Below are 26,591 nucleotides of genomic sequence, written 5' to 3'. Positions count from 1 at the left end.
TACATCCGAAAATCCTATGCCCGCAGCCAACCTTAGCCCTTCCACCACCGCCTTTCCCCTCACCGCCGTAGTCGGGCAAGAAGCAATCAAATTAGCCCTGCTGTTAGCAGCAGTCGATCCCGGATTGGGAGGAGTTGCGATCGCAGGCCGCCGCGGTACAGCAAAATCAGTAATGGCCCGCGCCTTGCACTCCTTACTGCCACCCATTGAAATTGTTAAAGATTCTTTTTGCAACGCCGAACCTAATGAAATTGTTGCAGAACAGGCATCAGGCTTGTTACCAGAAAATGGCGGGCAAGATGCCCACACCACCGATAGTAATTCCCCAAATACAGAAATAATTCCCACACCCTTCATTCAAATTCCTTTGGGTGTCACCGAAGACAGACTCTTAGGTTCAGTCGATGTCGAACAATCAGTGAAATTCGGCCAAACCGTATTTCAACCCGGACTCTTAGCCCAAGCAAATCGAGGCGTACTTTATGTTGACGAAATCAACCTCCTCGATGACAACATTTCCAACCAATTGCTAACAGTATTAACCGAAGGGCGCAACCAAATAGAGCGCGAAGGCATTAGCTTTCAACACCCATGCAAACCTCTATTTATCGCCACCTACAACCCCGAAGAAGGGCCACTGAGAGAACATTTGCTCGATCGAATCGCGATCGTACTTTCAGCCGACGCAGCACTCGAACTACAAGAAAGAGTCTATGCAGTAGAACAAGCTTTATCCTACTCCAGCTCCCCCCAAGACTTTCTCAATCAATACAGCGAAGACACCGACAACCTCAAAACCCAAATCATCCTAGCCAGAGAATGGCTCAAAGATGTCAGCATTAAACGCGAACAAATTGCCTACCTAGTAGAAGAAGCCATCCGGGGTGGCGTTCAAGGACACCGCGCCGAAATATTCGCAGTCCGCGTCGCCAAAGCCGCCGCCGCCATCGAAGGACGCACAGAAGTTAACGCCGAAGACCTGCGCCGCGCCGTAGAATTAGTCATCGTACCCCGCGCCACCATCATCCAAACTCCCCCAGACGAAAACTCTCCTCCTCCTCCCCCCCCACCGCCTCCCCAAAAGCAGTCAGAACAAGAACAAGACGAACCAGAAAACGAGCAAGAAGACGAAGAAGACCAAGAGGATGAAGACAACCCGGAACCTGAAGAAGAACCAGAAAAAGATACCATTCCCGAAGAATTTCTCTTCGACCCCGAAGGCGTAATTCTCGACCCCAGCGTGCTTTTATTCGCCCAACAATCCGCCAACAAACAAGGCAAATCCGGCAGCCGCAGCACCATTTTCTCGGAAGATAGAGGCCGTTACGTCAAGCCAGTATTACCCAAAGGCCCCGTTCGCCGCATCGCCGTTGACGCCACCCTCAGAGCCGCCGCACCCTACCAAAAAGCCCGCCGCGACAGGAATTCTCACCCCCCCCAACCCCCCCTTAGTAAGGGGGGGCAAGAGGCGAGTCAACCCCCCCGAAGCTTGGGGGGGCAACAGACGAGTCAACCCCCCGGTCAAGGGGGGGTTCAGCGCAGTGTATTTGTGGAACAGGGAGACATTCGGGCGAAGCGCTTGGCCAGAAAAGCTGGAGCTTTAGTCGTCTTTGTCGTCGATGCTTCCGGTTCGATGGCCCTCAACCGAATGCAGTCGGCCAAAGGTGCAGTCATGCAGCTACTGACAGAAGCTTATCAAAGCCGCGACCAAGTTGCTCTCATTCCCTTTCGCGGAGAACAAGCAGAAGTGCTGCTACCGCCGACTCGCTCCATAGCCTTGGCCCGCAAGCGTTTGGAACGGTTGCCCTGTGGCGGCGGTTCCCCCCTGGCCCACGGTTTGACTCAAGCCGTGCGGGTGGGAGTCAACGCCCGTCAGTCTGGAGATATCGGTCAAGTGGCGATTGTCGCAATTACTGACGGGCGGGGGAATATTCCTTTGGCTCGTTCTTTGGGGGAACCGATTGTAGATGGAGAAAAGCCAGATATTAAAGCTGAATTGTTAGAAATTGCTGCCAAAATTCGCGGTTTGGGAATGCAGTTGCTGGTGATTGATACCGAGAGCAAGTTTATTTCGACTGGCTTTGCGAAGGAATTGGCCAAGACTTCTGGAGGGAAATACTATCACTTGCCGAAAGCTACCGAACAGTCGATCGCAGCTATGACTAAAAATGCTCTGCGCGACGCGATCGGCTAAAATCCTGATATCCTGATTGATCTGCGATTATCCGCGTGTATCTGCAGTTAAAAATCCAAAAATTAGACTTTTGGCTAAAAGTCTAATTTTTAACTCTCACTTTCCGGCGAGTCAGCGCCAGCGAACCCGCAACTAAACCCAACCCTACCACCGCCGAAGGCTCAGGAATTCTTGCCGGGAGAGGCTCCGGCTTTGCCGGCCCCCGGCTCGGTATTCCAGAATTTGCTTGGGTGAATTGCTCGGTATTTTTAGCCAGCAGCCAATTTTCTGAACCCTGCCCAGAAGTAGCGGTATAAACGGCTCGGACATTAGCTGCAACGGCAGGTTGACCGCCGGAAATAACGGCGGCAGCCAATAAAATTCCGGCTGTAGGTGGCAATAATTTGCGCTCAAAAAATGTGGGCATTGGACATTACCTATTTAGCAGTTTTTCGATAGAACTCGATCTATTCATTAATTTTCTGGGTATCCTCTATCTGAGCTACCTTAGTAATTAACGGAAGCGATTTTTGATTGGCGATTTTACATTATTGAAGTTTCTGGTCTCTAGTTTAAACTAAATCGCCCATCAAAAGCCTAAAATTAACTGTGATCCCTGCCTCTAGCATATACTCCTTAATCCGCAATCGTAAATCCCCCATCCCAAATTGATTTACATCCGCTATTTGCGATTTTATCGACTTTAAGGTAGCCCTTGACCGCAGATAGCGCCGACCTCTTAAACTCAATTATAGCTTAGCCACGACGCGCAACGGTGCGAGAGGGCGACACGGCACAGACCTGTACGCAGTCGATTATAAACAATCGATCCCTGCGTTGGAGTGATTTCACCCCCGTTCTTTATCAAATCTTTAAACTCTTTGAGGTTTTGCAAACAAAGTGTAAAGCTGTCAAAATGATAGATAGCAATTCTCAGCCCAAATTAGGTAAATCCTCGTGAGTAACACTAGCAATTTCCGCGAAGCCGTGCGCGAGGCCAAAAACCACGCGCTGGTAGGCCCCAACGTCATCTCCAACGCTCTCCCCTTCGTCGGCGGCGGACTTGTCTTAACTGCTGTCGGCACCTACGGTGGCCTCGGAGTGATCCGCAACTATCCCGGGATCTTCTTTCCCACGTTCATTGCCGCGATCGTCCTACAATTAATTCTGTTCTTTGTCGCCCGCGGCGCAGCCGAACAAAATAACAAAAATACCGCTTTGCCTCTGCTGGCAACCTACAGCTTGCTTACAGGCTACACCCTCAGCGGATTGGTGTCTATAGCCCTCAGAAGCGAAGGCGTCGGCATCGCCGGTATTGGTTTTGCAGCCCTCGGCTGCGGCATTACCTTTATCGCCGCCCGCCAAATTGGCTCCAACCTTTCTGAACAAGACGGCATGGCCCTCACCAAAACTATCAGTTTAGGTGTGATTGCTTTGTTAGTCGTCGTTGGCGGCCAGTTTCTGCTATCTCTATTTGGCGTCTACACCCCAACCTGGTTGGAAATTGGCATTTCTGGCATCGGCGTGTTTATATTTGCCGGCGCTGCGATCGTCGATTTTTACATATTACCCCGCAGCTACCGCGACGACCAGTATTTGCCCGCCGCTCTGTCGATGTACTTGACCTACATCAACTTGTTCATTTTCATTCTGCGCCTGCTGATTGCTCTCAACGGCCGGGATTAAGTGAAACTTTAGCTTAAAAAAACCGCGGCTCGATGTCGATCGAGCTGCGGTTTTTGATTAAAATTTGAAATCAAGCAAGATAGTCGTCATCGCCGCCTCGGTCTTTATACAAAAAACTTATATCATGTTCACAGCCTGCAGGCATAAGGTATAATTTTAATTTTTAATCACTCAATCACACCTCTTGTTATCTAATTCTGTCGATCGCGATTTCAATATTAATCACAAATTAATTGGAGAAAACTCATGTACTTAAAATATGAAGATATCAGGAGAGTCAGCGTAGAAATTACCTCCAGGTGCAATGCAGCTTGTCCCCAGTGTCCCCGCACCGGCAACCCGATTTTGCCGGGGGCAGAATTAAAGATGGAGGATATTGAGAGAATTTTCCCACAAGAGTTTTGCTCTCAGTTGGATTTGGTGTATATGTGCGGCAACTACGGCGATGCTATGACTAGCAATACCACAATTCCCGCGATCGAGTATTTGCACCGCATGGGAGTTCCTCAAATCGGGCTTTATACTAATGGTAGCGGACGCAATCCCGACTGGTGGCAAGCCCTGGCAAAGGCGATGACAGGAGAACACGATAGCGTAACTTTTAGTATCGACGGGTTGGCAGATACTAACAGCATCTACCGCCAAAATACCAACTGGGACAGAATAATGCAGTCTGTTAATGCCTTCATCCAAGCTGGCGGAAAAGCTGTATGGCACTACTTGATTTTTGAACACAACCAGCACCAAGTAGAAGCAGCACGGGATTTAGCCCAAAAATTAGGATTTGTCGAGTTTGTACCGAAAGCAACCTCTCGTTTTGTGGCGAAAGAGATTTATGAAAAAGAGTCCGCCAATCAACAGCCTCAGAAGGCAGAAAAGTCTCAGGTAGATGCCAAGAGCGATCGCCCAAACCAACCAGCAACAAATAATGCGTCAGCTCCTCAAAATCAAACACAGACCGCTGTTGGATTGCACAAACAAGCTGAGGAATTCTTGAAACAAGGAAAGCTATCAGAGGCGATCGCAGCCAGCCAACAAGCCCTAAAAAATCAACCTAATTTTGCAGCAGCCTGGAAAACTTTAGGCAATGCTGTTCAAGGTTTGGGGAAGATGCAAGCAGCAGCAGACTGTTACGCCAAGGCCCTCAAAATTCAGCCTAATTTTCCAGAAGTTTATGCTAATGTCGGCAGTCTTTATGCTCAACAGCAACAGTGGCAGCCCGCTAGTGCTTATTACCAAAAGGCGATCGAGCTTAAACCCAATTTTGCAGGAGCTTATCGCAATTTGGCTAAAGTGTTGACACAGTTGGGGCAACCAGAAAAAGCAAATTATGCTTGGTATCAAGCTATAGCAATCGAAACCACTCAAGCACCAGAAGCAACTCCTTCTGTCCCATCAAAGCCAGCCAGCGAAGAACTCCAACCCCCATCCTTGGAACAATATAAAAATCCCCAGGGAGACCAATTTCTGCAAGCTGTAGAAAAATTTGGTAGCCTAAACAATTACTACCGAAATGTAGAAATTAGCTGTCAAACTCAAGCCAGCAAAGAGATTTTCATCAGTTTTGAAGCGGAACTCTGGCCTTGCTGTTGGGTAAGCCATACTAAATACGCTGTTTATAACCACACTTACAGACCGCAAATGCTGGCTTTAATTGAAAAGTATGGAAATGGCTTTAATTCTCTCAGAACTCAATCAGTGAAAGATGCGATCGCCAGAGATTGGTTTCGCGAAGACCTCACAAAAAGTTTTTCCTGTTCCAAAAGGTTGGACGTATGCGCTCACGAATGCGGTAAAACTTTCAATTCAACCGGTTCGCAGTATATATAGCAATCCTAAATGAATCGTAAATTTTTTACCCCACCCCAACCCTCCCCTTATCAAGGGGTTTGTGTGTACACGGTAGCCTTAGCAAGGGGGGCTGGAGAGGATCTTTCTCAACAGCTACGCGAAGCATTAGCAGCACCGGGGAAAGAGCGAATTCGAGATTTAGTGAAAAATCCCCTGAGATGCCCGCTGCTGTGCGGCACTTGGCAGTCGTTGGATGGGGATTTGCCGGATACTAAGGCGAAGCTTTATCAACGGTTTGTGACAACTTTGTATCAGTGGAAAAAACCGCGCCTGAATTTGATTCAGCAGCAGGAATTGAATGCTGCTTTGGGGAAATTGGCACTTTCAGGGATGTTAAATGAAACGTCCCGGTTTCAGTTGCGAGAAAGTGTGGGATATCGGGTGATGGGTGCATCGCAGTTTGAGTTAGCTTGTCGTTTGGGTTGGCTGAATTTAGTGGCGAGGGATGCGGAGACGGCGGAGGGGATTTATGCTTTTTACCATCCGACGTTTCAGGAATATTTTGCGGCGTTGGCGGTTGAGGATTGGCACTTTTTCTTGAATCACTTTCCTAAGAATCCGCAACATCCTGATGCTAGGTATCGCATTTTTGAGAAGCAGTGGAAGGAGGTTATTTTGCTGTGGTTGGGGCGTGAGGAGGTAGGGAAGGAGGAGAAGGAAGCGTTTATTAAAGCGTTGGTTAAGTTTAAGGTTGGGTGGGATAAATTTTATGGATATCGGGCATATTTTCTAGCGGCTGCGGGGATTGCTGAGTTTAAAGATTGTAGTCTTGCTGATGAGATTGTGTCGCAGATTGTTATTTGGGGATTTGGTTATTTTAATAAGCAAAAACAGGAGTGGCGGACATTTCTCGATCCAATTGTCGAGAGGGCAAGGGAAGTTCTGAAAGAAACAGATCGCCAAAGGGCTATCTCCGCTTTAATCGAGTTGATCCGCAATTCAGGTGATGAATATACCCGGAGGGAAGCGACCAGAAGTTTGGGGGAAATCGGCAAAAATTGCCCAGACACGATCGCCACTTTAGTCGAATTAATCAATACTTCTCAGGATGAAGTTACTCGGTGGCAAGCGGCAGATATCTTGGGTAAAATTGATAACGATAGCCCAGTAGCGATCTCCGCTTTAGCAGAGTTAATTCACACTTCAGTTGAGAAAAACACCTGGAAGCGATCGGCATATAGCTTAGGGAAGATAGGAAAAGATAGCCCAGAAGCGATCGCCGCTTTAGTAGAACTAATCCGCAATTCAGTTGAGAACGGTTTCTACCCGGTTTTCGGGTGGTCTAACGTACCTACCTGTATAATAGTGGCATATAGCTTAGTGAAAATAGGCAAAAATAATCCAGTTGCGATCGCCGCTTTAGTCGAGTTAATCCGCACTTCAGATAATAAAGTTACTCAAGGGCGAGCGGCAGAAATTTTAGGTAAGATAGACAAAGATAACCCGGTAGCGATCGAAACTTTATTGGATTCAATCCGCAACTACCGTCCTAAAGATAATCGTTATCAAGCGGCAGAAAGATTAGCAACAATCGGCAAAAATAACCCTGTTGCGATCGCTGCTTTAGTCGAGTTAATAAGCACTTCCCGCAATCAAGTTACCCGGTGGCGAGCCGCAGAATGTTTGGGAAAAATAGACAAAGGTAACACAGTAGCGATTTCAGCTTTAGGCGATTTAATCCGCACTTCAAACAATAAAATAACCCAGTCATCAGCAGCAGCAAGTTTAAACAAAATAGGCAAAGATAGCCCAGAAGCAATTTCCCTTTTAGTCGAGTTAATCCGCCATTCAGGTGATGAATTTACTCGGCGTTTAGCGGCAGGAAGCTTGGGGGAAATCGGTAAAGATAGCCCAGAAGCAATCTCCGCTTTAGTCGATTTAATCGCTAATTCTCAGAATGAATATACCCGACGGCAAGCAGCAGAAAGCTTGGGGAAAATCGGCAAAGATAGCCCGGAAGCGAACACCGCTTTAGTCGAGTTAATCCGCAATTCAGGTGATGAACATACCCCGTGGGAAGCAGCATCTAGCTTAGGGACAATAGGAAAAGATAGTCCTGAAGCGCTCGCCATCTTAGTCGAGTTAATCGGCAATTCAGGTAATGCAGATACCCTGTGTCGAGCGGCATCTAGCTTAGGGAAAATAGAGAAATATTACACAGTTGCGATCGCGACTTTAATAGAGTTGATTCCTAATTATCACCCTGAATATTCTATTTTTGACCCGGCAGATAGCTTACTGAAAATTATGAAAGGTAAACATTTCGCTACCGCAGTTTCAGGTTTAAAAAAATGCCTAACTTCCGAAATCTACAAAAATAATTTGGGTCGCAATGAGAAGTGCTACGGAGTCATCTGGGAGTGTGCCGAAAATATGACTTACCCAGAATTTTATCAAGCATGGCACGCTTAACCCACCGCTGGAATTGCCCTTAACAGGTTTTGGGCCAAATCAAGAGGACTTGCCGAATGCGGTACAGAATTGGATGGGAGGGATGGGTTCGCGATCCAGGGGCCGGACACCCCACCGTGCCCAAGGCATGACAACTTAACGTTAAACCCAGTCACAGACTGCTGTTTGACCATTAAATCTCGATCCCCCCTAGCCCCCCTTAAGAAGGGGGGGACAAGAGTCCGATCAAAGTCCCCCTTCTTAAGGGGGATTTAGGGGGATCTAGACTATGGTAAAAAGGAGATTTCTCAAAGGTTGGAGTCTTAAGTTGAAACGAAGAAGGGCAATGCCGTTTCCCTACAGGTATTACAAAAACGTGCGATCGACCAAAAGCAGATGCGAACCAATCCTTTAACCTACAATACTATTTTTAGAGATGCCATCACCGAGCCTCCCAAAGACTCCCCCAAACCATGCCCAAACCAAAAAAGACCCCCGCCAAAACCTACACTGAAATCAACCTCAGCGATCCTCAATATTACTTCAACCGAGAACAAAGCTGGCTAGAATTCAACAACCGCGTGCTTCACGAAGCTCTCGACCCCCGCACGCCCATCCTAGAAAGGCTCAAATTTCTAGCTATTTTTAGCTCCAACCTAGACGAATATTTTATGGTGCGCGTGGCCGCCCTCAAACAGCAAGTACAAGCAAAAGTCAGCAAATTGACTTCCGACGGCAGCACCCCTCAACAACAGCTAGATGCCCTTAACCAGCGACTTTTGCCAATGGTTTCTCAGCAACACTCTTATTTTGAGCAAACCCTGCGGCCGAAACTAGCAGCAAGCGGCATCTACATTCTTGACTACATTGACCTCAATCAAGAACAGCGGAATTACTTGCATCGCTACTTCAAAGAACAAGTATTTCCCGTACTCACTCCCCTAGCAGTTGACCCCAGCCACCCATTCCCCTACCTTTCCAATCTCAGCCTCAATTTAGCAGTAGTAGTCAGGGACCCCGACACGCGGGAAGAATTATTTGCCCGCGTCAAAGTACCGCAGGTTTTGCCGAGGTTTTTGCCACTACCGGGGGATTTGCAGTGGCAGCAGAGGGGCAAATCTCCGGTTTGGACTGGCGTGCCCCTAGAACAGGTGATTGCCCACAATTTAGAAGCTTTGTTTCCGGGGATGGACATTCAGGAATATCACCCGTTCCGCATTACTCGCAATTCCGATTTGACGGTGGAGGAAGATGAGGCGGAGGATTTGCTGTTGGCAATAGAACAGGAACTCCGCAAGCGCCGGTTTGGAGGTTCTGCGGTGCGAATGGAAATTCAAGCGATTATGCCACCTGCACTGCGAGATATGCTGATGGAAGAGCTGGATCTCGGTGAGCAAGATGTTTACGTCGTAGAGGGGCTGCTAGGCCTCAAGGATTTGATGTCTTTTGTGGGGCTGCCGGTGCCGGAACTGAAAGACCCGCCTTGGACTCCGGTTGTGCCGCCCCGTTTGCGGAACTCGGAATCACCAATGATTTTAGGCAAATTAATGTTGGATGCTGAGGAGGGCGAGGATATTTTCACCGCCATCCGCCAGGGGGATTTGATGCTACACCATCCTTATCACTCGTTTGCGGCGACGGTACAGCGGTTTATTACTGAGGCGGCGCACGATCGCTCTGTGTTAGCGATTAAGATGACTTTATACCGCACTTCGGGAGATTCGCCGATCGTCAGCGCCTTAATTGAAGCAGCAGAAAACGGCAAGCAGGTAGCCGTTTTAGTAGAGCTCAAAGCTAGGTTTGACGAAGAAAATAATATTAATTGGGCTCGCAAGTTAGAACAAGCTGGAGTCCACGTAGTTTACGGTTTGGTGGGGCTCAAAACCCACACCAAAATTGTGATGGTAGTGCGTCGCGAGGACGATTACATCCGCCGCTATGTCCACATCGGCACCGGCAATTACAATCCCAAAACAGCCGGACTCTATACCGATGTGGGTTTGTTGAGTTGTCGCGAGGATTTGGGATCGGATTTGACGGATTTGTTTAATTATTTGACGGGTTATTCGCGGCAGGTATCTTATCGCAAATTGTTGGTGGCACCGGTCAATATGCGCGATCGATTTTTAGCTTTAATTCGCCGCGAGGCAGACTTCTGCCGCTTGCAGGCCGAAGGTGGCACCGGTAGCTGTGGCCGCATTGTCGCTAAAATGAATGCTTTAGTTGACCCTCAAATCATTGTTGCTTTGTACGAAGCTTCCCAAGCGGGAGTGAAAATTGATTTGATTATTCGGGGGATTTGCTGTTTGCGTCCCGGCGTTGAAGGTGTTAGCGAAAATATCAGAGTTATCAGTATTATCGGCCGCTTTTTAGAGCATTCTCGGATGTTTTATTTTTTCAACGGTGGCGACGAAGAGGTGTATATTGGTTCTGCTGACTGGATGCAGCGCAATCTCACCAGACGGGTTGAGGCCATAGTTCAAGTGGAAGACCCGACAATTGCTAAGGAATTGCAAGAAATTTTGGGCGTAATGCTGGCTGACAACCGCCAAGCTTGGGATTTGCAGCCGTCAGGACACTACTCTCAGCGGCGGCCGCCTGCTAATTGCCCGGAGGTGAGCTCTCAGCAAATTTTGATGGATATGGTTTTGAATTAGTTATTAGTCATTAGTCATTAGTCATTAGTCATTAGTTGTCAGTTGTCAAATTTGCAGTTAGCAGTGTAGGTTCTTGTTAGCTATTAAGCTGTACTGCATTTAATTTTGACTTTGGGGGCGGGCAAGATGCCCACCCCACAAGATTTTTACTAACATAATTATCCAAATTAAATGCGCGACAACTAATGACTACTGACTAATGACTACTGACTAATGACTACTGACTACTTAACTGTTAAAAGTACGCTTGAATTCTTCTAAGAGATCATCAATTTCTTCGATCGCCTGACTCACATCTATTCTCAGGGATCCCAAGTCCGATCGATCTAACAGCCGCACGAGGGATTCCCGCTTGACTTCGATCTGTGCTACGCGCTCTTTGAGTGTTTGTGCATCCATGGTTTTTTGCCTTTGCTACTATTAACAAAAATATTTGACATTCCCCCCTGCGAACAGACGGAGATTCTTAATTCACCGACATCCCTTTTTGGGCAAATCCTTCACTGTTTTTATATGGTAAGTGATGAACCTGCTCAGGATTTTTTGGTCTGTGTTATAGTTTGATTGTACATCAAAACCTCAGCCAAACTTCAGCCACATTTTAGCGCAAAAAAGGCGGACGTTTGGTATCTGCGGGTTTATTTTTCATCATTCCAGCTAAAAATCGCTTCAGGGCTTTCTCCCGGTTTTTCATAAAAGCCGCCCAAAATCCCGGTTGATATTCATCCATTGTCTTGGCTAGGGCCCAGACATCGATCGCTAAGATATTATAAAGCCTTTCATCTTCGCGCTTGAGCGAGTTAATCTGCTCCAGAACCGCCTTGTTTGCTCCAGCAGTTTGTTTGTCTTCGTCTTTAATCATGTCCGAAAAATGGTTGAAAGGGCAAGAGTGTCGATCGCGATCGCCACTCTGTATACTTTGATGATACTGCCGATCTCGATTGCCTTCTGGAACCAAAGCCGCGCAATTAACACGGATATTTACCAATGGCGCGCCCGGACGAGTCCGGCTGGATAAGCTTCTGAAGCTAGAGACAAGACTGTGGATGCACACCGCTCCCGCGCTCATCGATGCTAGCAGTTTTTGCAGGTCTTTTGGCAAAAAAACTAAATTTATTCAAGACTTTTTGACAGATAATAATTAAAGTATATTTTTTCTGTCCGACTACTTACCTCACTAATATGTTACGTAAAATTTCTTTAGCAAACCTAGCCTTAGTTGTGGGCGGTATTATAGCAGCAGTCGGTTTCGGAGCCTACTTCACAGACAGACCTACCCTGAACCTAGCCGGTTTTTTTTATGGAATTCCGCTGTTGCTAGGAGGTTTGGCCCTGAAAGCCGCCGAACTCGAACCGGTGGAGTTCACCGAACCTACCTCTGCTGAAGTTCTTCTCCTGCGAGAAAGTCAGGCCACAGATACTCAAAACCAAGTCCGCAAAGATGTCACCCGATTTCGCTACGGCCAACCCGCGCACTTAGATGATGCTTTGGAGCGCTTGGGCTTAGCCCCGACAGACGAGGAACGGCCTCTCCTGCAAGGGTTGCGGGAAGTTGATGTTGATGGTGCTTATGGGTTAATTTTAGAGTTTTATTCGCCACTACTGCCGATCGACTTATGGGAAGAAAAGCAAGACAAAATAGCTACTTTTTTTGGGCCCGGTTTGCGCGCACAAGTGACTCAAAAGGCTGGTGACAAAATTGAATTGGCTCTAATTAAAAATACTCAAGTTTAAAGTATTCTGAAGTTTTGAGTGCAGAAATTTTGAAGTCGCCAATTAATAATTAATCCTGCACCGGCTCAGATACTGATTTTAGCGGCAGCGTGAAACCTGTCGCTATCAACAAAAGCTCAATCCGCAATTGGGCGATCGCCAAAATTGGATTTTCCTTCATTACAATAGTGATCGGCAATCTTACAGCAATTTGCGACCAAATTGCTGTAGATCAAAACTTAAATAAAAATAGGTTTTTTCGCTGCCATGAAAGAAACCGGGTTTCAGGCTTAAGCAAATTCATGTTTTTAGAGAAACTGCAGGCAAGTTAAGGATAAACAGAGTTAATCAGCATTAACAAACAAGCGAGAACGAGTAATAAAACGCTCTCCCTCCGGCCCTTCTAGGGAAAAATCGCTGCCTCCTGGCCCCGATGCCACGTCTATAATTAACTGCGTGTGCTGCCAATATTTGTATTGCTGCGCTGCAATATAAAAGGGACAACCGCCTATTTCGCCCAGCAATACGTCACCATCACCGATTATCAATTCGCCATCGGGAAAGCACATGGGGGAACTACCGTCGCAGCAGCCGCCGGATTGGTGAAACATCAATTGTCCGTGTTGAGTTTTGAGATGGTTGATTAATTTTAAAGCGGCTTCTGTTGCGGTGACTTTGGCAGTTTCCATTGCAGTCTCTTTGTGTAGCAATTTTATTTCGTTTTTGAATGAGATTTTTTTTTATAAACCGCAGAGGGCGCAGAGGGCGCAGAGAAGGAGAGGAAAGAGAGAAAGAAGGAGTTCGCGAATCATTGAAGTTTGTCTTTCTTCTTTCTTTCTTCCCAATGACTAAAATCTTAGAAGAAACCTAATGCTTTCGGGCTGTAGCTGACTAACAAATTCTTGGTTTGCTGGTAGTGATCTAACATCATTTTGTGATTTTCGCGGCCGATACCGGATGATTTGTAGCCGCCGAATGCTGCGTGGGCTGGATATAGGTGATAGCAGTTTGTCCACACGCGGCCTGCTTGAACGGCGCGGCCCATGCGGTAGGCGGTGTTGATGTCGCGAGTCCAAACTCCGGCACCTAAACCGTAGAGGGTATCGTTGGCAATTTCTAATGCTTCGGCTTCGTCTTTGAAGGTGGTTACTGCTAATACTGGGCCGAAGATTTCTTCTTGGAAAATTCGCATTTTGTTGTTTCCTTTGAAGACTGTTGGCTGGAAGTAATAGCCGTCTTGCAAGTCGCCGGATAAGATGTTTCTTTCGCCACCAATGAGGCATTCTGCGCCTTCGGCGTGACCGATTTTGACGTATTCGGCGATTTTTTCCATCTGGTTGATGGAGACTTGCGCGCCGAGGGCGGTTGTCGGATCTAAGGGGTTGTCTTGTTTGATTTGGCGGATGCGATCGATCGCCCTTTCCATGAATCGATCGTAGATTGACTCCTGAATTAAGGCGCGGGAGGGACAGGTGCACACTTCGCCTTGATTAAATGCAAACATGACTAATCCTTCGACTGCTTTGTCGAGGAATTCGTCGTCTTGGGCGCAGATATCTTCAAAGAAAATGTTGGGAGATTTGCCACCTAGTTCTAGGGTGACGGGGATGACGTTTTGGGAGGCGTATTGCATGATTAGCCTGCCGGTGGTGGTTTCCCCGGTGAAGGCGACTTTGGCAATCCGGGGACTGGTGGCGAGGGTTTTGCCGATTTCGGCGCCGGGCCCGTTTATTACGTTGATAACGCCGTCTGGTACTAAGTCGGCGATGATTTCCATCAGTACCAAGATTGAGGCGGGGGTGGGGCCTGCTGGTTTGAGCACGACGCAGTTTCCGGCGGCGAGGGCTGGGGCGAGTTTCCAGGCGGCCATTAATATCGGGAAGTTCCACGGGATGATTTGTCCGATGACGCCTAGGGGTTCGTGGAAGTGGTAGGCGACTGTTGTTCCGTCGAGTTCGCCGATCGACCCTTCTTGAGCTCGGATGCAGCTTGCGAAGTAGCGGAAATGGTCGATCGCCAGCGGTATGTCTGCGAGGCGGGTTTCGCGAATTGGTTTGCCGTTGTCCCAGGTTTCGGCGATGGCGAGGCGATCGAGGTTTTCTTCGATGCGATCGGCTATTTTGTGTAAAACCCGCGCCCTATCGGCTGGGGAAGTCTTACCCCACTTGTCTTTCGCGGCGTGGGCGGCATCCAGTGCCAATTCTACATCCTCGGCGGTCGATCGGGGGATTTGACAAATTGATTTTCCTGTAATTGGAGACAGGTTTTCCGAGTATTTCCCTTTCACCGGTGGCACCCACTTGCCGCCGATAAAGTTGTCGTAGCGAGTTTGAAAAATCGACTGACTGCCGGATTGAACAGGTGCTGCTACTACCATTTTATTACCTGATTAAAATTTGTTTTCGCTGGCAATTGAAATCTCTTGCATATCAACTATCGTCTATTTTCCGCAACTTCGGTCAGTTCATATACAAAATTTTACATTTTTCCAAAATTTTGCAGTCCCTGTAGGGGCGGGTTCACCAACAATCTGAGGCTAAAACAAACCATCTCAAAAACCCGCCTCCACCCTACGGTAAACACTATTATTAATTAACTGTTCCAGTATCGTTTATTTTCGCTCTCTTCGGTCAGTTTATATACGAGGTTTTACATTTTTAAATTATTTCGCAGTCCCTGTAGGACCGGGTTTACCAACAATCTCTGGCTAAAACCAACAATCTCAAAAACCCGCCTCCACCCTACGGTAAACACTATTAATTAACTGTTCAATTCTCCTCTATATTCGATAATTTCGGTCAGTTCATATACAAAATTTTACATTTTTAAATTATTTTGCAGTCCCTGTAGGGGCGGGTTCACCAACAATCTCTGGCTAAAACCAACAATCTCAAAAACCCGCCCCCACCCAACGGCAAACACTATTAATTAACTGTGATGCAGCTCTCCTTTGTGCTGCTATAAAAACATCCGCTAGCTGATAGTAATTTTTGACGAATGGCGGGTGGTGCCAACCAAAAATGGAGCCAAAATGGGGGCTGTAAGGTATTTGGTAATTCCCATATCGTTATCAGCAACCTCAATATAAATCTCCTGAGCATCGACCACTTTAGTGCCAATCCAAATCACCGACTTAAATTTGAGTGATTGCAACTATTACAACTTTTGATCCGACTCTTATAAAACATCGCGTAATTAAGGCTATTCATAAAAGTTTAATTTATCAGAGATGTTGCACCATTCTCAATAAGCTTTTATGAACAGGCTTTCCGGCCTGTTCCACAAGAAAATTCACTCTTTGTGGAACAGGCCGGAAAGCCTGTTCTTGAGAAGGGTGCTGTGAGATTAATCCAAGCTGCCTACCGCTCAATCTGTGGCAAATAGCCGAATTATTTCCTCACCTTGATGCCTAGCCGTCCGTCACAAATAATCACGTTTTTTAAATTTGCACCCCAAAACTCAAACCATCGCAGCGTTTTATTGCTAAAATTGAAAAAAATAGTAAATAAGTGCATTCATCATTATCAATGTGACGATTTTGCATAATATTTATTAGCACCATCAGCAATAAGGGTTAAAACACTCAATGTCTGCTCAAGGGTTTTATCGTCGTTCACTCCCCGATTCTGCTATTGCCTTTTCCTCCGTAGAGGGAAAGCAAATATTTCGAGAAGCCTTGGCATTGGGAGGTATGGAAGGGTATTTTGCTCTAGCGGAACAGTTTCACACTCAAGCAGAACCCGCTTTTTGTGGATTGGGTAGTTTAGTTGTTGTTCTTAATGCCTTATCCATCGATCCGGGTCGCATTTGGAAAGGGGTGTGGAGATGGTATGGAGAGGAATTTTTAGACTGTTGCTTACCTCTTTGGGTCATTAAAGAAAACGGTATCACCTTTGATGAGTTTGTCTGTATAGCACGTTGCAACGGTGCTGTTGTAAAACCTAACCGTTACCACCAAAGCAGCTTGGAAAACTTTCGGCAAGCTGTTGAGGAGGTGACTGCGGCATCAGGTGATATTCATCTAGTTGTTTCCTACAGCCGAAAGGTATTGGGACAAACCGGTGATGGTCACTTCTCACCAATTGGTGGCTATCATCCACAGCGGGATCTAGTTCTTCTGCTGGATGTTGCCCGTTTCAAATATCCACCTCACTGGGTTTCTCTGCCTTTGTTATGGCAAGCATTTGAACCTCTCGATTCCGTCACTAATCAATGTCGAGGTTATATTTCCTTGCAGAAGAGTGAAAGATTGCCAGAAACCTTTTTTCATGTTGCTTGTGATTTACATCAGTGGCGTAGTGTTGCTACTTACTTTGCAGAAATACTCCCAGACATTCTGAGAAAAGAGCAACCTGATTCAATTGCTTCAGTTGTCAGTACCATCCTGCACCATTTGCCTGTTAAATTCACAACCATGCTGCATACCTCCTCAGAGACGGCAGAGACACTTGAGAAATTACGGGCAGCTATTCAGTTAAATTCACTGTTTGATATTGTTCACCAATGCTTGTCAAGCGATGACTGGGATGCAATGTCTGTTGTAGGGAAGTGGTCGCAACAGCCATTCGTAGCAGAGATAATAACAGCAATATTACTCTCGTGCCCCGAAACGCTTTATGCAACTCTCAAACCTGAGTTACGACTGTGGTTTAGTGATGTTCGCCACCTTGAGAAACTACTCCCTCCCTGGGATGTAGAGATATCTAGATTGAGAGAACAAATGTCAGCACTCCAAGAGTTTTACATTTTATATTCAAAGGCACATCAGTGTAATATCCCTAGTGCGGGCTTTGGAAACTGGGAATGAAAACTGACTGCGCTGCGCCCAGACAAAATTCACCAGCCTTACCGCCAATCTCTGATTCAGGGATATGAAGCGGTGCAGCAAGCCGCCCTGAATGCAGGGGCTTATGGAATGGTAATTAGCGGTGCCGGCTTTTAGCTTTAACGGATGTGGCTAACGCTGAGGCGGTTGAGAGGGAAATGGTGGCTGCTTGGGGGGAATTTGGGGTGAAGGCTGATGTAAGGGCGATCGCGATCGATACTCAAGGTGCACAAGTCTTGACTTAATTAAGTAGGACTTACGCATCGGAGTCCAGAAACCGGGTTTTTAGGAAAATACCTGATTACAGCCCTCAGATTCGGTAAAAAACCCGGTTTCTTTGGTGGGGTGCGTGACTCCTGTTAAGTTACCTTGACAAAAAATCTAGTGTGCGATCGAACTCCGATACTTCACAAATTGACTAATTTGTCAATAAAAAACTCGGTGCACTGGAAACTGGGTTTTTTTGCGAAAATATATACTTGCTCAATACCTGAAATCTCAGTAAAAACCCAGTTTCTTGAGTATGAACGCGCAAGTCTCAAATTTAGGGTTGTAAATTTAAATAACAATTCTTTACATATTCCTGAAAAACAGAAGACAATTTAAACAAAATTTTATCCTCTTTTATTTTCGTTACTAAATACCTTTGTTGTAAAGATTGTAAACCATTAATTAAATCCATTGATGATAAATCTAAACTCTGTCTTAAATATTCTCTGGATACAGGCAGATCAAACTTACTTAATTCTAAAACCACTTGCTGTTCTCTAGGTGATATTCTGTTAAATAACTGGTGAAAGTTATATTGCATATCCTTGGTAATAATCAAGCTATTCTCGGCTAAAAACTCACCAACCTCACCATCAAAAATCTTTTTAATTAAAATAGCAATACTTTTTAAATAAACCGGATTACCCTCATATAAATTAATTAACTTTAACCAACTGTCCTCATCTTTTAGTCCTGTACCTTTGAGAATTTCCACATCATCTAAATCTGACAACTCTAAACATTTGATCGGATATAATTCCTCGTCTAAACAGTCCATCTCCGCACATTGCTCTTGACTAATTAAAATCACATTACTTTGATGCTCAGTTTCTGCAATCATGGCGAACAAGTTTTTATAATCTTGATATTCAGATTTATATTGTCCCGCCAATTGAGCAGTAGCAAAGATATTATGAACATCATCAAGAATAATCAAACATTTTTTGTCTGTCAAAACATCTAATAATTGTTTTAACTTATCATCTATAGTTTCTTTAGCTTCTTGTTTACAAGCATTCAATAAATCATTAACAACCAACTCTAAAGGTTTAGGAAATTTTAGGCTTCTCCAGATAATTACTTGAAATTGTTGTAGATTGAGATCGACAAACCTTTTAACTAGAGTAGTTTTACCAATTCCACTCAATCCCAATACTGAGGTTAAACGACTATTTTGATTTAATATCCAATTAGAAAGGGTTTTAAGTTCAGATTCTCTTGCGTAAAAATTAATGATGTGAGGTGCTACTGTTAAATCACGATGTGATGAAAGTTGAGTATTTATATCACTTTCTTGATGTTTTTTATTAGGCTGATTTAAGATTTGTGAACTAAAATTAAAGTTATGATTAGTACCAATACAAATATTTTGAGATGATTCAATATATACTCTTTCTAAGTTAGAACGAAAATTAGTTTTTTTTATATCCTCACCCAATATTTCAGATAAAAGTTGCCATAATTCAGCACCTACATCACCTACATGATTTTTAGTGACATAGCACTTCTGGGCGATATCATCATAGGTTTGTCTTTCCCAAGTCCCCTCAACTACAGCCCTTTGAACATCATCTAGGTGTTTTCCAGTTCGTTCAACCACTAGCCGATCGACAAATTGTAACACTTGATTTACATTCATAAAAACTATACAGGGTAAGGGTTTAGTTCATTATAACTTAACCTGAATCCTATTTTTTCCGAACTTTTCCGATTTTTTGCTTAATATTGTGTAACAAAACTCCAGTTGAAATCCGAGTTTTTCCGATCGCAGTCCCATATTTAATTTTGGTAGGCTCTTAAAGCAAGCACAGGCTTAAAAAGTCGTGCTTTTTCCGTTGTTGATAATTTTTTAGGAGCATTACTAAAATGACACAAGCAAAAGAAAGATTACTCACTGATACTTACTCACAAAATGATTGTATTGTTCTTGACCTTGAAGAATTTGACTTGAGTGACTTAGATGCACTCAAAAATACAGCACTTGGTAATATTTTAGAAATAAATTTTCAAAATCCAATGGCAGCATCTGATAATAATCGACATGAGAGCCATTCTTCTCATGGTGAGTTCAATCAACGTGCTTGGGGGTAGTCAAGCACTGGCTATTACAGAATACTAATTAAATGGCTACTAAGTTACCTCAAGCAATAGTAGCCATTTAATTCTGGCATACATAATTTATTTTTTGAACATCTCATAATTTATGGCTGAGTTTACACCCTTACATTCGCTGGTTTGTAAAGTAGTATCCCGTTGCAACCTTAACTGTGACTATTGCTATATGTATCAGCATAGCGATCAAAGTTGGCAACAGCAACCGTTGAAAATGTCAGAAGCAACTATTACACAATTAGGTAAAAGAATTGATGGACATACCACCAAACATCAAGTATCAGAATTTTCTGTAATCATGCACGGTGGAGAACCTCTTTTAGCAGGATTAGACTATCTCAAAAAATTTCAAGACATTATTTCAAAAAATGTGCCTAATGTTAAACTAAGATTTGGCATACAAACTAATGGTGTGTTGTTAAACGATGAAATCTTAGATTTCTGTATTTCTAATAATACAACAATAGGTCTAAGTATGGATGGCGATCGAGAAGCTAACGATCTACATCGCTTAGATCATCAAGGTAAATCTTCATTTTCCAGTTTGGAAAAGACTCTTCAATTATTAACTAGCGATCGAGGACGGAAAATATGGGCAGGTTTTTTATGTGTGATCGATCTACATAACGATCCTGAAGCTGTATATTCTTATTTATCACAACATCAGCCTCCTTCTATTGATTTTTTATTCCCTTTAAATCACCATGATTTAAGACCTCTTGGTAAAGAACAATCTCTTGATGTAACTCCTTATGCAGACTGGCTACTTAAGATTTTCAATATTTGGTATCATCAAAAACCTCAAACAATCAAAATTAGGAAATTTAAGGAAATTATTTTGCTCATGCTAGGATTGCAAGGAAATTCAGAAGAATGGGGTTTAAGCCCTGTTGATTTTGCCGTTATTGAAACCAACGGTGATATTGAAGCCGTTGATTCTTTGAAAGTTACTTATCCCGAAGCTACCAAGTTAGGAATGGATATATTTACCCACAGTTTTGATGAAATTTTTGAGTCACAAAAAGTCATTGAACGTCAAGAAAAGTGGCAATACTTGAGCGAAACTTGTCAAAAATGTAACTTAGTTAAAGTTTGTGGTGGTGGTTATCTTCCCCATAGATACTCTAGCGAAAATTACTTTCATAATCCATCAGTGTATTGTTCCGATCTCAAAAAAATGATTACTACAATTCGCGGACAAGTAATTGAAGATATGCAAACAATAAAGAAGAAAAAAAATCCTGCTGTTTAGTCAAAAATTTGTCTTATTAAATTAGGGTTAGTGCAATGAAGATCGAGCTGGATATTAATACCATCAAAAACTTAGTTTCTCCTACCGGGGCTTCGGATCCATTAGTTAAAGTAATTTACTTAGCAGAATATCATAGAACTTTGCTAAGGTTAAGTAATCTCTCCCAAAAACTGCAATCAGAATCACCTAAGTTAATTGATGGTTTAACCAACTTTTCTCAATCTTTTGAGTTAATAAAAGCATTTTCTAAAAATGCCCAAAGAAAGATTTTACGCTATCCATCTTTTAGTGTTTGGTTAGATACAGCTTGGCAATTAGTTAACCAAAAAGCTCATATTCTGTTTCCAGAAATGCACATTAAGTTTCATCTGGAATTTTTTCCAAAGTTTATTTTAGCAATGGCAAAATATGACAATATAGAAAATTTTGAGTGTTTTTTATATACCGATCATGCTGGAATTATTGCCATAGCCGGAACCGGAATTTATTTACAGCATCCTCAACATATTGCCTTTCAAAGATTGCGTTTTGTGACCACAAATAATGATAGTTTTAATATTTATACAGATAGAAATCAAAATTTGGAGATGATTCAAAATGAAATACCTCATCTCAATAATGGCATTGAATTAAATGCTTTTGATAGCGATCTACGTTTAGGTGGTCGCTATGATTTGAATTTTGAGGAATTAACACCAACTTCCACTATTAAATGGCTATCTACTTTAGAGGAAGCTTGGTTTTTGATAGATAGTTGTTCAAGTTTATTAGCAAGTGAAATTTTCATCGGAGTACAATCTTTAGTTCCAGTACATTCTCATGCTATTGATGTTCATAGAAGTCAGACATTTCGAGAAATACCAGGACTTCTCGTTTTATCTTGGATGTCAGATACCTCAGTAATAGTAGAAGCTTTAGTCCATGAATATCATCATCATAAACTTAATGCTTTATTGAATTTAGATCCAATCATTGTAGAAGGTAGTCTTGAAGCAATTTATTATTCTCCTTGGCGTGACGATCCTCGACCTCTCAGTGGTATTTTGCAGGGAATTTATGTCTTTCAAGCTGTTTTAGAATTTGAGCATAAAATTTTGAAAACAGATATACCTCTTTTACAAGAAAAGCGTTTACAACAAAGAGTGTATGCTGCTAAACAACAACTGCTAACTGCACTTAAAGTTTTAAAAATAAATGCAGTATTTTCTTTAATTGGTCAAGCATTGATTGAAGCAATAAAAGAAAATATCAATCGAGTTGAACCTGAAATCTCTCAAACAGAAAAACAACTGATTGACGTTAAATTAAAAGAACATCAGCAGAAATGGGAAGCGGCAAATCCTAATTTAGTCGGAATACAAACATTGCCACTTCAAGTATCTATTGATTGGGCAAATAATGACAACCATACAATCTTGAATCAATCATGTGAAGGCTAGGAATTACACTAAATTAAAGGTGATACTTGTATTGTTGAGGGGAATATTATTAGAGTTTACCGAGACAATTCTCAGATCAGTGCTTATTTTGCTAAAGGTGACAAACATGAAGTAGAGATTCCATTTTTAATTAGTTTCTCCAAAGATACTTGATTGACAAAATAGGGATTATCAAAAACACTTTAGGGAGCGTATAAAATGTATAATTTAGTTTTAATTAAACGAGGATTAATATAATGAATCTTGTAGAAAAAATTATCAACAATATTCAAGAAAAAGACTTACAATATATTCTTGATTTAGAAAAAGAGATTTTGAATTCTAAATTAACTTTAGATCGAAATTTGTTAATAGATGTGGAGGATCAAAAAACCGCCCAACGATATTTCTATTTTTATACACTACCTATGTTAGAAGGACTAGGAGTTTTAGGACAGCAGGAAAATGCTATTTTTTGGGGGACTGTGCAATTATGTTTAGATTTACATCTAAGATATGTGGATTACATCATAGATAATGATAAAATAGACATAAGCAGATTATTAATTACGCAAAAGTCTTATAACTATTTATTCCGAGCGCAAATGCTACTAAATCAAAAAGGCTATTTGTGGGGTTCCGATCAAATGGCTATTTATACGCAATATTTTGACTACGAGAATGAAGCAAATACCGATCAGTTTCATGATTTTGGTAGCTTATGGAGACGAGTATCTCCTCTATTCATTGTTTCGGGAAGTTACTTAAAATTATCTGGTCAAATAGTTGATTTTGATTTTTATTACAAACGGTATATAAGTTCTTGGCTGCTCAAAGCAGATTGCTCGGATATTATTAAGGATATTCATAAACAAAAAACTCCGATTACCCATTTAGTATATAATTACGATGCTCAAATTGATAAGAATGTAATGTTGATGGCTAAGACTATTAACTCTATTGATGTCAAACTCGATCGAGGTTTAACTCAAATCAAAAACCACATATCTAACAAACTTCCAATTTGGGCAATAATTATTGAAAGTTTGTTGTCTTAAAGTTTCGCGATCGGGTTCGTTCTGCAGCGCCCTCAGCGTCCTCAGCGGTAAATCAAAAATTTAGTTATTTTGGATACAATTCGCGACTCAACAGTCGATCGAACTCCTCAATTTTCGATGCGGATCTAAAATTCACCTAAAGTTCGACGCCCTTTGGCAAAACCCTTCCTAAGATAGAAGTTGGGGGACGATCGGTCACATAGCCGATTCAGGGGCAAGTGTCAAGGACTCCATCGAACCCAAATCCAGAGCCGCAAGACAGGGAGGACATCAAAATCATGGTAAACGCGCCGACAGGGGAAACCCGCTTGGGCCCGATCGATCAGGTGCAATCCTTAGACCGCGATTGCACAACCCTATCTCGTCACGTACTCCAGCAACTTCACAGCTTTAGTGCAGATGCTCAGGATCTCAGCGCTCTGATGAATCGCATCGGACTAGCTGCCAAGCTGATCGCAAGGCGGCTCAGCAGAGCCGGGTTAATGGAAGATGCTTTAGGGTTTACAGGGGCTACGAACGTGCAGGGAGAATCCGTCAAAAAGATGGATATCTATGCCAATGAAGTGTTTATCTCGGTATTCCAGCAAAGCGGACTTGTCTGCCGCTTGGCTTCGGAGGAAATGGAAAAACCCTATTACATTCCCGAAAATTGTCCGATCGGACGTTACAGTCTGCTCTACGACCCCATAGACGGTTCTTCCAATCTTGACATCAATCTCAATGTCGGCTCCATATTCAGCATCCGCAAGCAAGAGGGGGACGATGAAGATGGTTCTGCTTCCGACTTGCTGCAACATGGACACAAACAAATTGCCGCTGGCTATGTACTCTACGGCCCCAGTACCATGCTGGTTTATTCGATCGGTCAGGGTGTTCATTCCTTTACCCTCGATCCCAGTTTGGGCGAGTTTATTCTAGCTAACGAAAACATTAAGGTTCCCGATCGCGGCCCGATTTACAGCGTTAATGAAGGCAACTTCTGGCAGTGGGAGGAATCTTTGAGAGACTACATTCGCTACGTACACCGCAGCGAAGGCTACAGCGCCCGGTACGGTGGGGCTTTGGTGGGAGATTTCCACCGGATTTTATTCCAGGGAGGCGTGTTTTTGTACCCCGGAACGGTGAAAAACCCCGAGGGCAAATTGCGTTTGCTCTACGAATCGGCTCCTTTGGCGTTTTTGATGGAGCAAGCCGGCGGGCGCGCCAGTACGGGAGTTCAAGACATTTTAGACGTTGTGCCGACCAAACTGCATGAGCGATCGCCCTTGATTGTCGGCAGTAAAGAAAATGTAGCAATGGTGGAGTCTTTTATTCAAGATCGATCGCGCAATCCTAGAACAGTCCAAAAGTGAAGGAAGTTCGGCAACGAGCAATGTACGGGATGTAACGGATGTAACGGATGTAACGGATGTCAGGAAGAAGGAAGAGGGTTTTAACTTATAACTTTCGACTCCCAATTACCAATTCCCCATTGCCAATTTTCAATTACCACTTTTCAATTTTCAATTTCCAATTTCCAAGTCCCAATTAACAGCTATCAAATTGTAGGAGTTACAGTAATGACAGCAACACCAACGAATCACCTGTTAGAAATCAAAGAAATTGGCCAAAGTATCTGGATGGACAATTTGACTCGCGATCTGATCGAGTCCGGCGAACTCAAACAGATGATTGAAAGTCGGGGACTGCGCGGGATTACATCTAATCCGGCTATTTTTGAGAAAGCGATCGCGGGTAATGTGATTTACGACGCGGATATCGAAGCGGGCATCCGGGCGGGTAAATCTGTAATGGAGATTTACGAATCTCTGGTATTTGAAGATATCCGCAACGCTTGCGACATCTTCGCCCCAGTTTACGCAGAGTCGAAGGGTTTGGACGGCTACATTAGCATTGAAGTGCCACCGACGATCGCCAACGACACAGAAAGCACGATTAGCGAAGCCCTGCGCTATTACAAAGCCCTTGGCAAAGAAAACGTGATGATTAAGATTCCGGGAACCGCTGAAGGTTTGCCCGCAGTCGAGCGAGTCATCAGCGAAGGGATTAACGTTAACGTGACTTTGCTGTTCTCGGTTGACAGCTACGTCGAAACTTTCTGGGCTTACATTCGCGGTTTGGAAGCGCGGGTGGCTAAAGGTTTGGATGTGAGCAATATTGCTTCTGTTGCCAGTTTCTTCTTGAGCCGGATCGACATCAATGTCGATGGCAAGATTGATGAGAAACTCAAAAATGTCACGGATATTTCCACCAAAGCCAAACTGGAAGCGGTGAAAGGGAAAGTGGCGATCGCCAATGCGAAGGTAGCTTACCAGAAGTATAAAGAGATCGTAGCGAGCGATCGCTGGCAAGCATTAGCGGCCAAGGGAGCGAAAGTACAGCGCTTGCTGTGGGCTTCCACCAGCACCAAAAACCCCAACTACAGCGATGTCATGTACGTCGATGAACTAATCGGCCCGGACACGGTTAACACTTTGCCGCCGAACACCGTTGAAGCTTGTTTCGATCACTGCGATGTCGCACCCCGGATTGAGAACAACGTTGCAGAAGCTTACACGCTGATCGAAAGTCTCAAAGATCCCGACATTGACATCAACTTGGATCAAGTGATGGCAGACTTGCTCTTGGACGGGATTGATAAATTCGTCACCCCGTTCCAATCCCTGATGGATTCCTTGCAAGAGAAAGTGCAGAAGTTGTCACCCGTCGCCTAGACAGATATCTGTATCCTTAAAGGCAGAAGCATTTAGGAGTCGGAATAGATAATTGTTTTGGCTCTTGAGTGCTGAGTTTTGAATCTCAAACCGGGAAAATTTGAGACCAATTGGTCTCAAAAATCCGACAGAGGAAAATCAAATCCCGATTACTTTGGCTCTTGGCGCTGAGTTTTGAATCTCAAACCGGGAAAATTTGAGACCAATTGGTCTCAAAAATCCGACAGAGGAAAATCAAATCCCGATTACTTTGGCTCTTGGCGCTGAGTTTTGAATCTCGAACCGGGAAAATTTGAGACCAATTGGTCTCAAAAATCCGACAGAGGAAAATCAAATCCCGATTACTTTGGCTCTTGGCGCTGAGTTTTGAATCTCAAACCGGGAAAATTTGAGACCAATTGGTCTCAAAAATCCGACAGAGGAAAATCAAATCCCGATTACTTTGGCTCTTGGCGCTGAGTTTTGAATCTC

20 protein-coding genes are annotated in these 26,591 nt (G+C 43.9%); 13 read left to right on the top strand and 7 right to left on the bottom strand.

What is annotated here, in order from left to right; translation table 11 throughout:
- Positions 1–16 precede the first annotated feature (16 nt).
- Positions 17–2,194: a VWA domain-containing protein gene (locus QUB39_RS12810; protein WP_333055720.1), complete on the top strand. Its 2,178-nt coding sequence runs from the start codon at positions 17–19 to the stop codon at positions 2,192–2,194.
- Positions 2,195–2,276: 82 nt separating this feature from the next.
- Here the strand turns inward: QUB39_RS12810 and QUB39_RS12805 are convergent, their stop codons facing one another.
- Entirely contained in the window at positions 2,277–2,600 is a 324-nt protein-coding gene (locus QUB39_RS12805; RefSeq protein WP_333055721.1) for a PEP-CTERM sorting domain-containing protein, read from the bottom strand.
- 530 nt (positions 2,601–3,130) lie between these two features.
- Between QUB39_RS12805 and QUB39_RS12800 the strand changes: the two genes are divergently transcribed.
- The 4 genes from QUB39_RS12800 (at position 3,131) to ppk1 (ending at position 10,758) form a co-directional block, all read left to right on the top strand.
- Positions 3,131–3,859, top strand: coding sequence for a Bax inhibitor-1 family protein (locus QUB39_RS12800; RefSeq protein ID WP_333055722.1), 729 nt, complete (start codon positions 3,131–3,133; stop codon positions 3,857–3,859).
- Between the two features lie 246 nt (positions 3,860–4,105).
- The gene (locus tag QUB39_RS12795; RefSeq protein WP_333055723.1) at positions 4,106–5,689 is read left to right on the top strand and encodes a tetratricopeptide repeat protein; all 1,584 of its coding nucleotides are present in this window, start codon (positions 4,106–4,108) and stop codon (positions 5,687–5,689) included.
- 9 nt (positions 5,690–5,698) lie between these two features.
- The gene (locus tag QUB39_RS12790) at positions 5,699–8,122 is read left to right on the top strand and encodes a HEAT repeat domain-containing protein (protein WP_333207687.1); all 2,424 of its coding nucleotides are present in this window, start codon (positions 5,699–5,701) and stop codon (positions 8,120–8,122) included.
- A gap of 452 nt (positions 8,123–8,574) precedes the next feature.
- Positions 8,575–10,758, top strand: coding sequence for a polyphosphate kinase 1 (gene ppk1, locus QUB39_RS12785; protein ID WP_333055725.1), 2,184 nt, complete (start codon positions 8,575–8,577; stop codon positions 10,756–10,758).
- A 228-nt stretch (positions 10,759–10,986) separates the two neighbouring features.
- Here ppk1 and QUB39_RS12780 read toward each other — a convergent pair whose 3' ends face one another.
- Positions 10,987–11,157 (bottom strand): hypothetical protein, encoded by a 171-nt coding sequence (locus tag QUB39_RS12780; protein ID WP_333055726.1) that lies wholly within the window; start codon positions 11,155–11,157, stop codon positions 10,987–10,989.
- Between the two features lie 202 nt (positions 11,158–11,359).
- Positions 11,360–11,860: a hypothetical protein gene (locus QUB39_RS12775; RefSeq protein ID WP_333055727.1), complete on the bottom strand. Its 501-nt coding sequence runs from the start codon at positions 11,858–11,860 to the stop codon at positions 11,360–11,362.
- Between the two features lie 80 nt (positions 11,861–11,940).
- Here QUB39_RS12775 and QUB39_RS12770 point away from each other — a divergent pair, with 80 nt between their 5' ends.
- Positions 11,941–12,492 carry a DUF2854 domain-containing protein gene (locus QUB39_RS12770; protein WP_333055728.1) on the top strand — a complete coding sequence of 184 codons (552 nt, stop codon included), beginning with the start codon at positions 11,941–11,943 and terminating at the stop codon, positions 12,490–12,492.
- 323 nt (positions 12,493–12,815) lie between these two features.
- Here the strand turns inward: QUB39_RS12770 and QUB39_RS12765 are convergent, their stop codons facing one another.
- The 3 genes from QUB39_RS12765 to QUB39_RS12755 form a co-directional block, all read right to left on the bottom strand.
- Positions 12,816–13,160: a DUF779 domain-containing protein gene (locus tag QUB39_RS12765; RefSeq protein ID WP_333055729.1), complete on the bottom strand. Its 345-nt coding sequence runs from the start codon at positions 13,158–13,160 to the stop codon at positions 12,816–12,818.
- 167 nt (positions 13,161–13,327) lie between these two features.
- Positions 13,328–14,848 carry an acetaldehyde dehydrogenase ExaC gene (gene exaC / locus QUB39_RS12760; RefSeq protein WP_333055730.1) on the bottom strand — a complete coding sequence of 507 codons (1,521 nt, stop codon included), beginning with the start codon at positions 14,846–14,848 and terminating at the stop codon, positions 13,328–13,330.
- 596 nt (positions 14,849–15,444) lie between these two features.
- Entirely contained in the window at positions 15,445–15,624 is a 180-nt protein-coding gene (locus QUB39_RS12755) for a hypothetical protein (protein ID WP_333207688.1), read from the bottom strand.
- Positions 15,625–16,057: 433 nt separating this feature from the next.
- On the opposite strand from QUB39_RS12755, the gene QUB39_RS12750 reads away from it, so the two are divergent.
- Positions 16,058–17,278, top strand: a complete 1,221-nt coding sequence (locus tag QUB39_RS12750; RefSeq protein WP_333207689.1) for a phytochelatin synthase family protein — start codon at positions 16,058–16,060, stop codon at positions 17,276–17,278.
- Positions 17,279–17,840: 562 nt separating this feature from the next.
- Here the strand turns inward: QUB39_RS12750 and QUB39_RS12740 are convergent.
- Positions 17,841–19,205: an NB-ARC domain-containing protein gene (locus tag QUB39_RS12740; RefSeq protein WP_333207690.1), complete on the bottom strand. Its 1,365-nt coding sequence runs from the start codon at positions 19,203–19,205 to the stop codon at positions 17,841–17,843.
- 227 nt (positions 19,206–19,432) lie between these two features.
- Between QUB39_RS12740 and QUB39_RS12735 the strand changes: the two genes are divergently transcribed.
- The 6 genes from QUB39_RS12735 to tal all read left to right on the top strand — a co-directional run bounded on the left by QUB39_RS12735 (position 19,433) and on the right by tal (position 26,120).
- Positions 19,433–19,657: a hypothetical protein gene (locus QUB39_RS12735; RefSeq protein ID WP_333207691.1), complete on the top strand. Its 225-nt coding sequence runs from the start codon at positions 19,433–19,435 to the stop codon at positions 19,655–19,657.
- A gap of 112 nt (positions 19,658–19,769) precedes the next feature.
- On the top strand, positions 19,770–20,930 hold the full coding sequence (locus tag QUB39_RS12730) for an FxsB family cyclophane-forming radical SAM/SPASM peptide maturase (RefSeq protein ID WP_333207692.1): 1,161 nt from the start codon (positions 19,770–19,772) through the stop codon (positions 20,928–20,930).
- A gap of 35 nt (positions 20,931–20,965) precedes the next feature.
- Complete coding sequence (locus tag QUB39_RS12725; RefSeq protein ID WP_333207693.1) at positions 20,966–22,369, top strand: aKG-HExxH-type peptide beta-hydroxylase; 1,404 nt, start codon at positions 20,966–20,968, stop codon at positions 22,367–22,369.
- Between the two features lie 236 nt (positions 22,370–22,605).
- Positions 22,606–23,406: a hypothetical protein gene (locus QUB39_RS12720; RefSeq protein WP_333207694.1), complete on the top strand. Its 801-nt coding sequence runs from the start codon at positions 22,606–22,608 to the stop codon at positions 23,404–23,406.
- 278 nt (positions 23,407–23,684) lie between these two features.
- The gene (gene fbp, locus QUB39_RS12715) at positions 23,685–24,758 is read left to right on the top strand and encodes a class 1 fructose-bisphosphatase (RefSeq protein WP_333055738.1); all 1,074 of its coding nucleotides are present in this window, start codon (positions 23,685–23,687) and stop codon (positions 24,756–24,758) included.
- A gap of 207 nt (positions 24,759–24,965) precedes the next feature.
- Positions 24,966–26,120: a transaldolase gene (gene tal / locus QUB39_RS12710; RefSeq protein WP_333207695.1), complete on the top strand. Its 1,155-nt coding sequence runs from the start codon at positions 24,966–24,968 to the stop codon at positions 26,118–26,120.
- Positions 26,121–26,591 lie beyond the last annotated feature (471 nt).

The sequence above is a fragment of the Microcoleus sp. AT8-B5 genome (assembly GCF_036705565.1).
Lineage (GTDB): Bacteria > Cyanobacteriota > Cyanobacteriia > Cyanobacteriales > Microcoleaceae > Microcoleus.
Note: the sequence above shows the minus strand (reverse complement) of the source record. Positions and strands in the feature narration are given on the sequence as shown.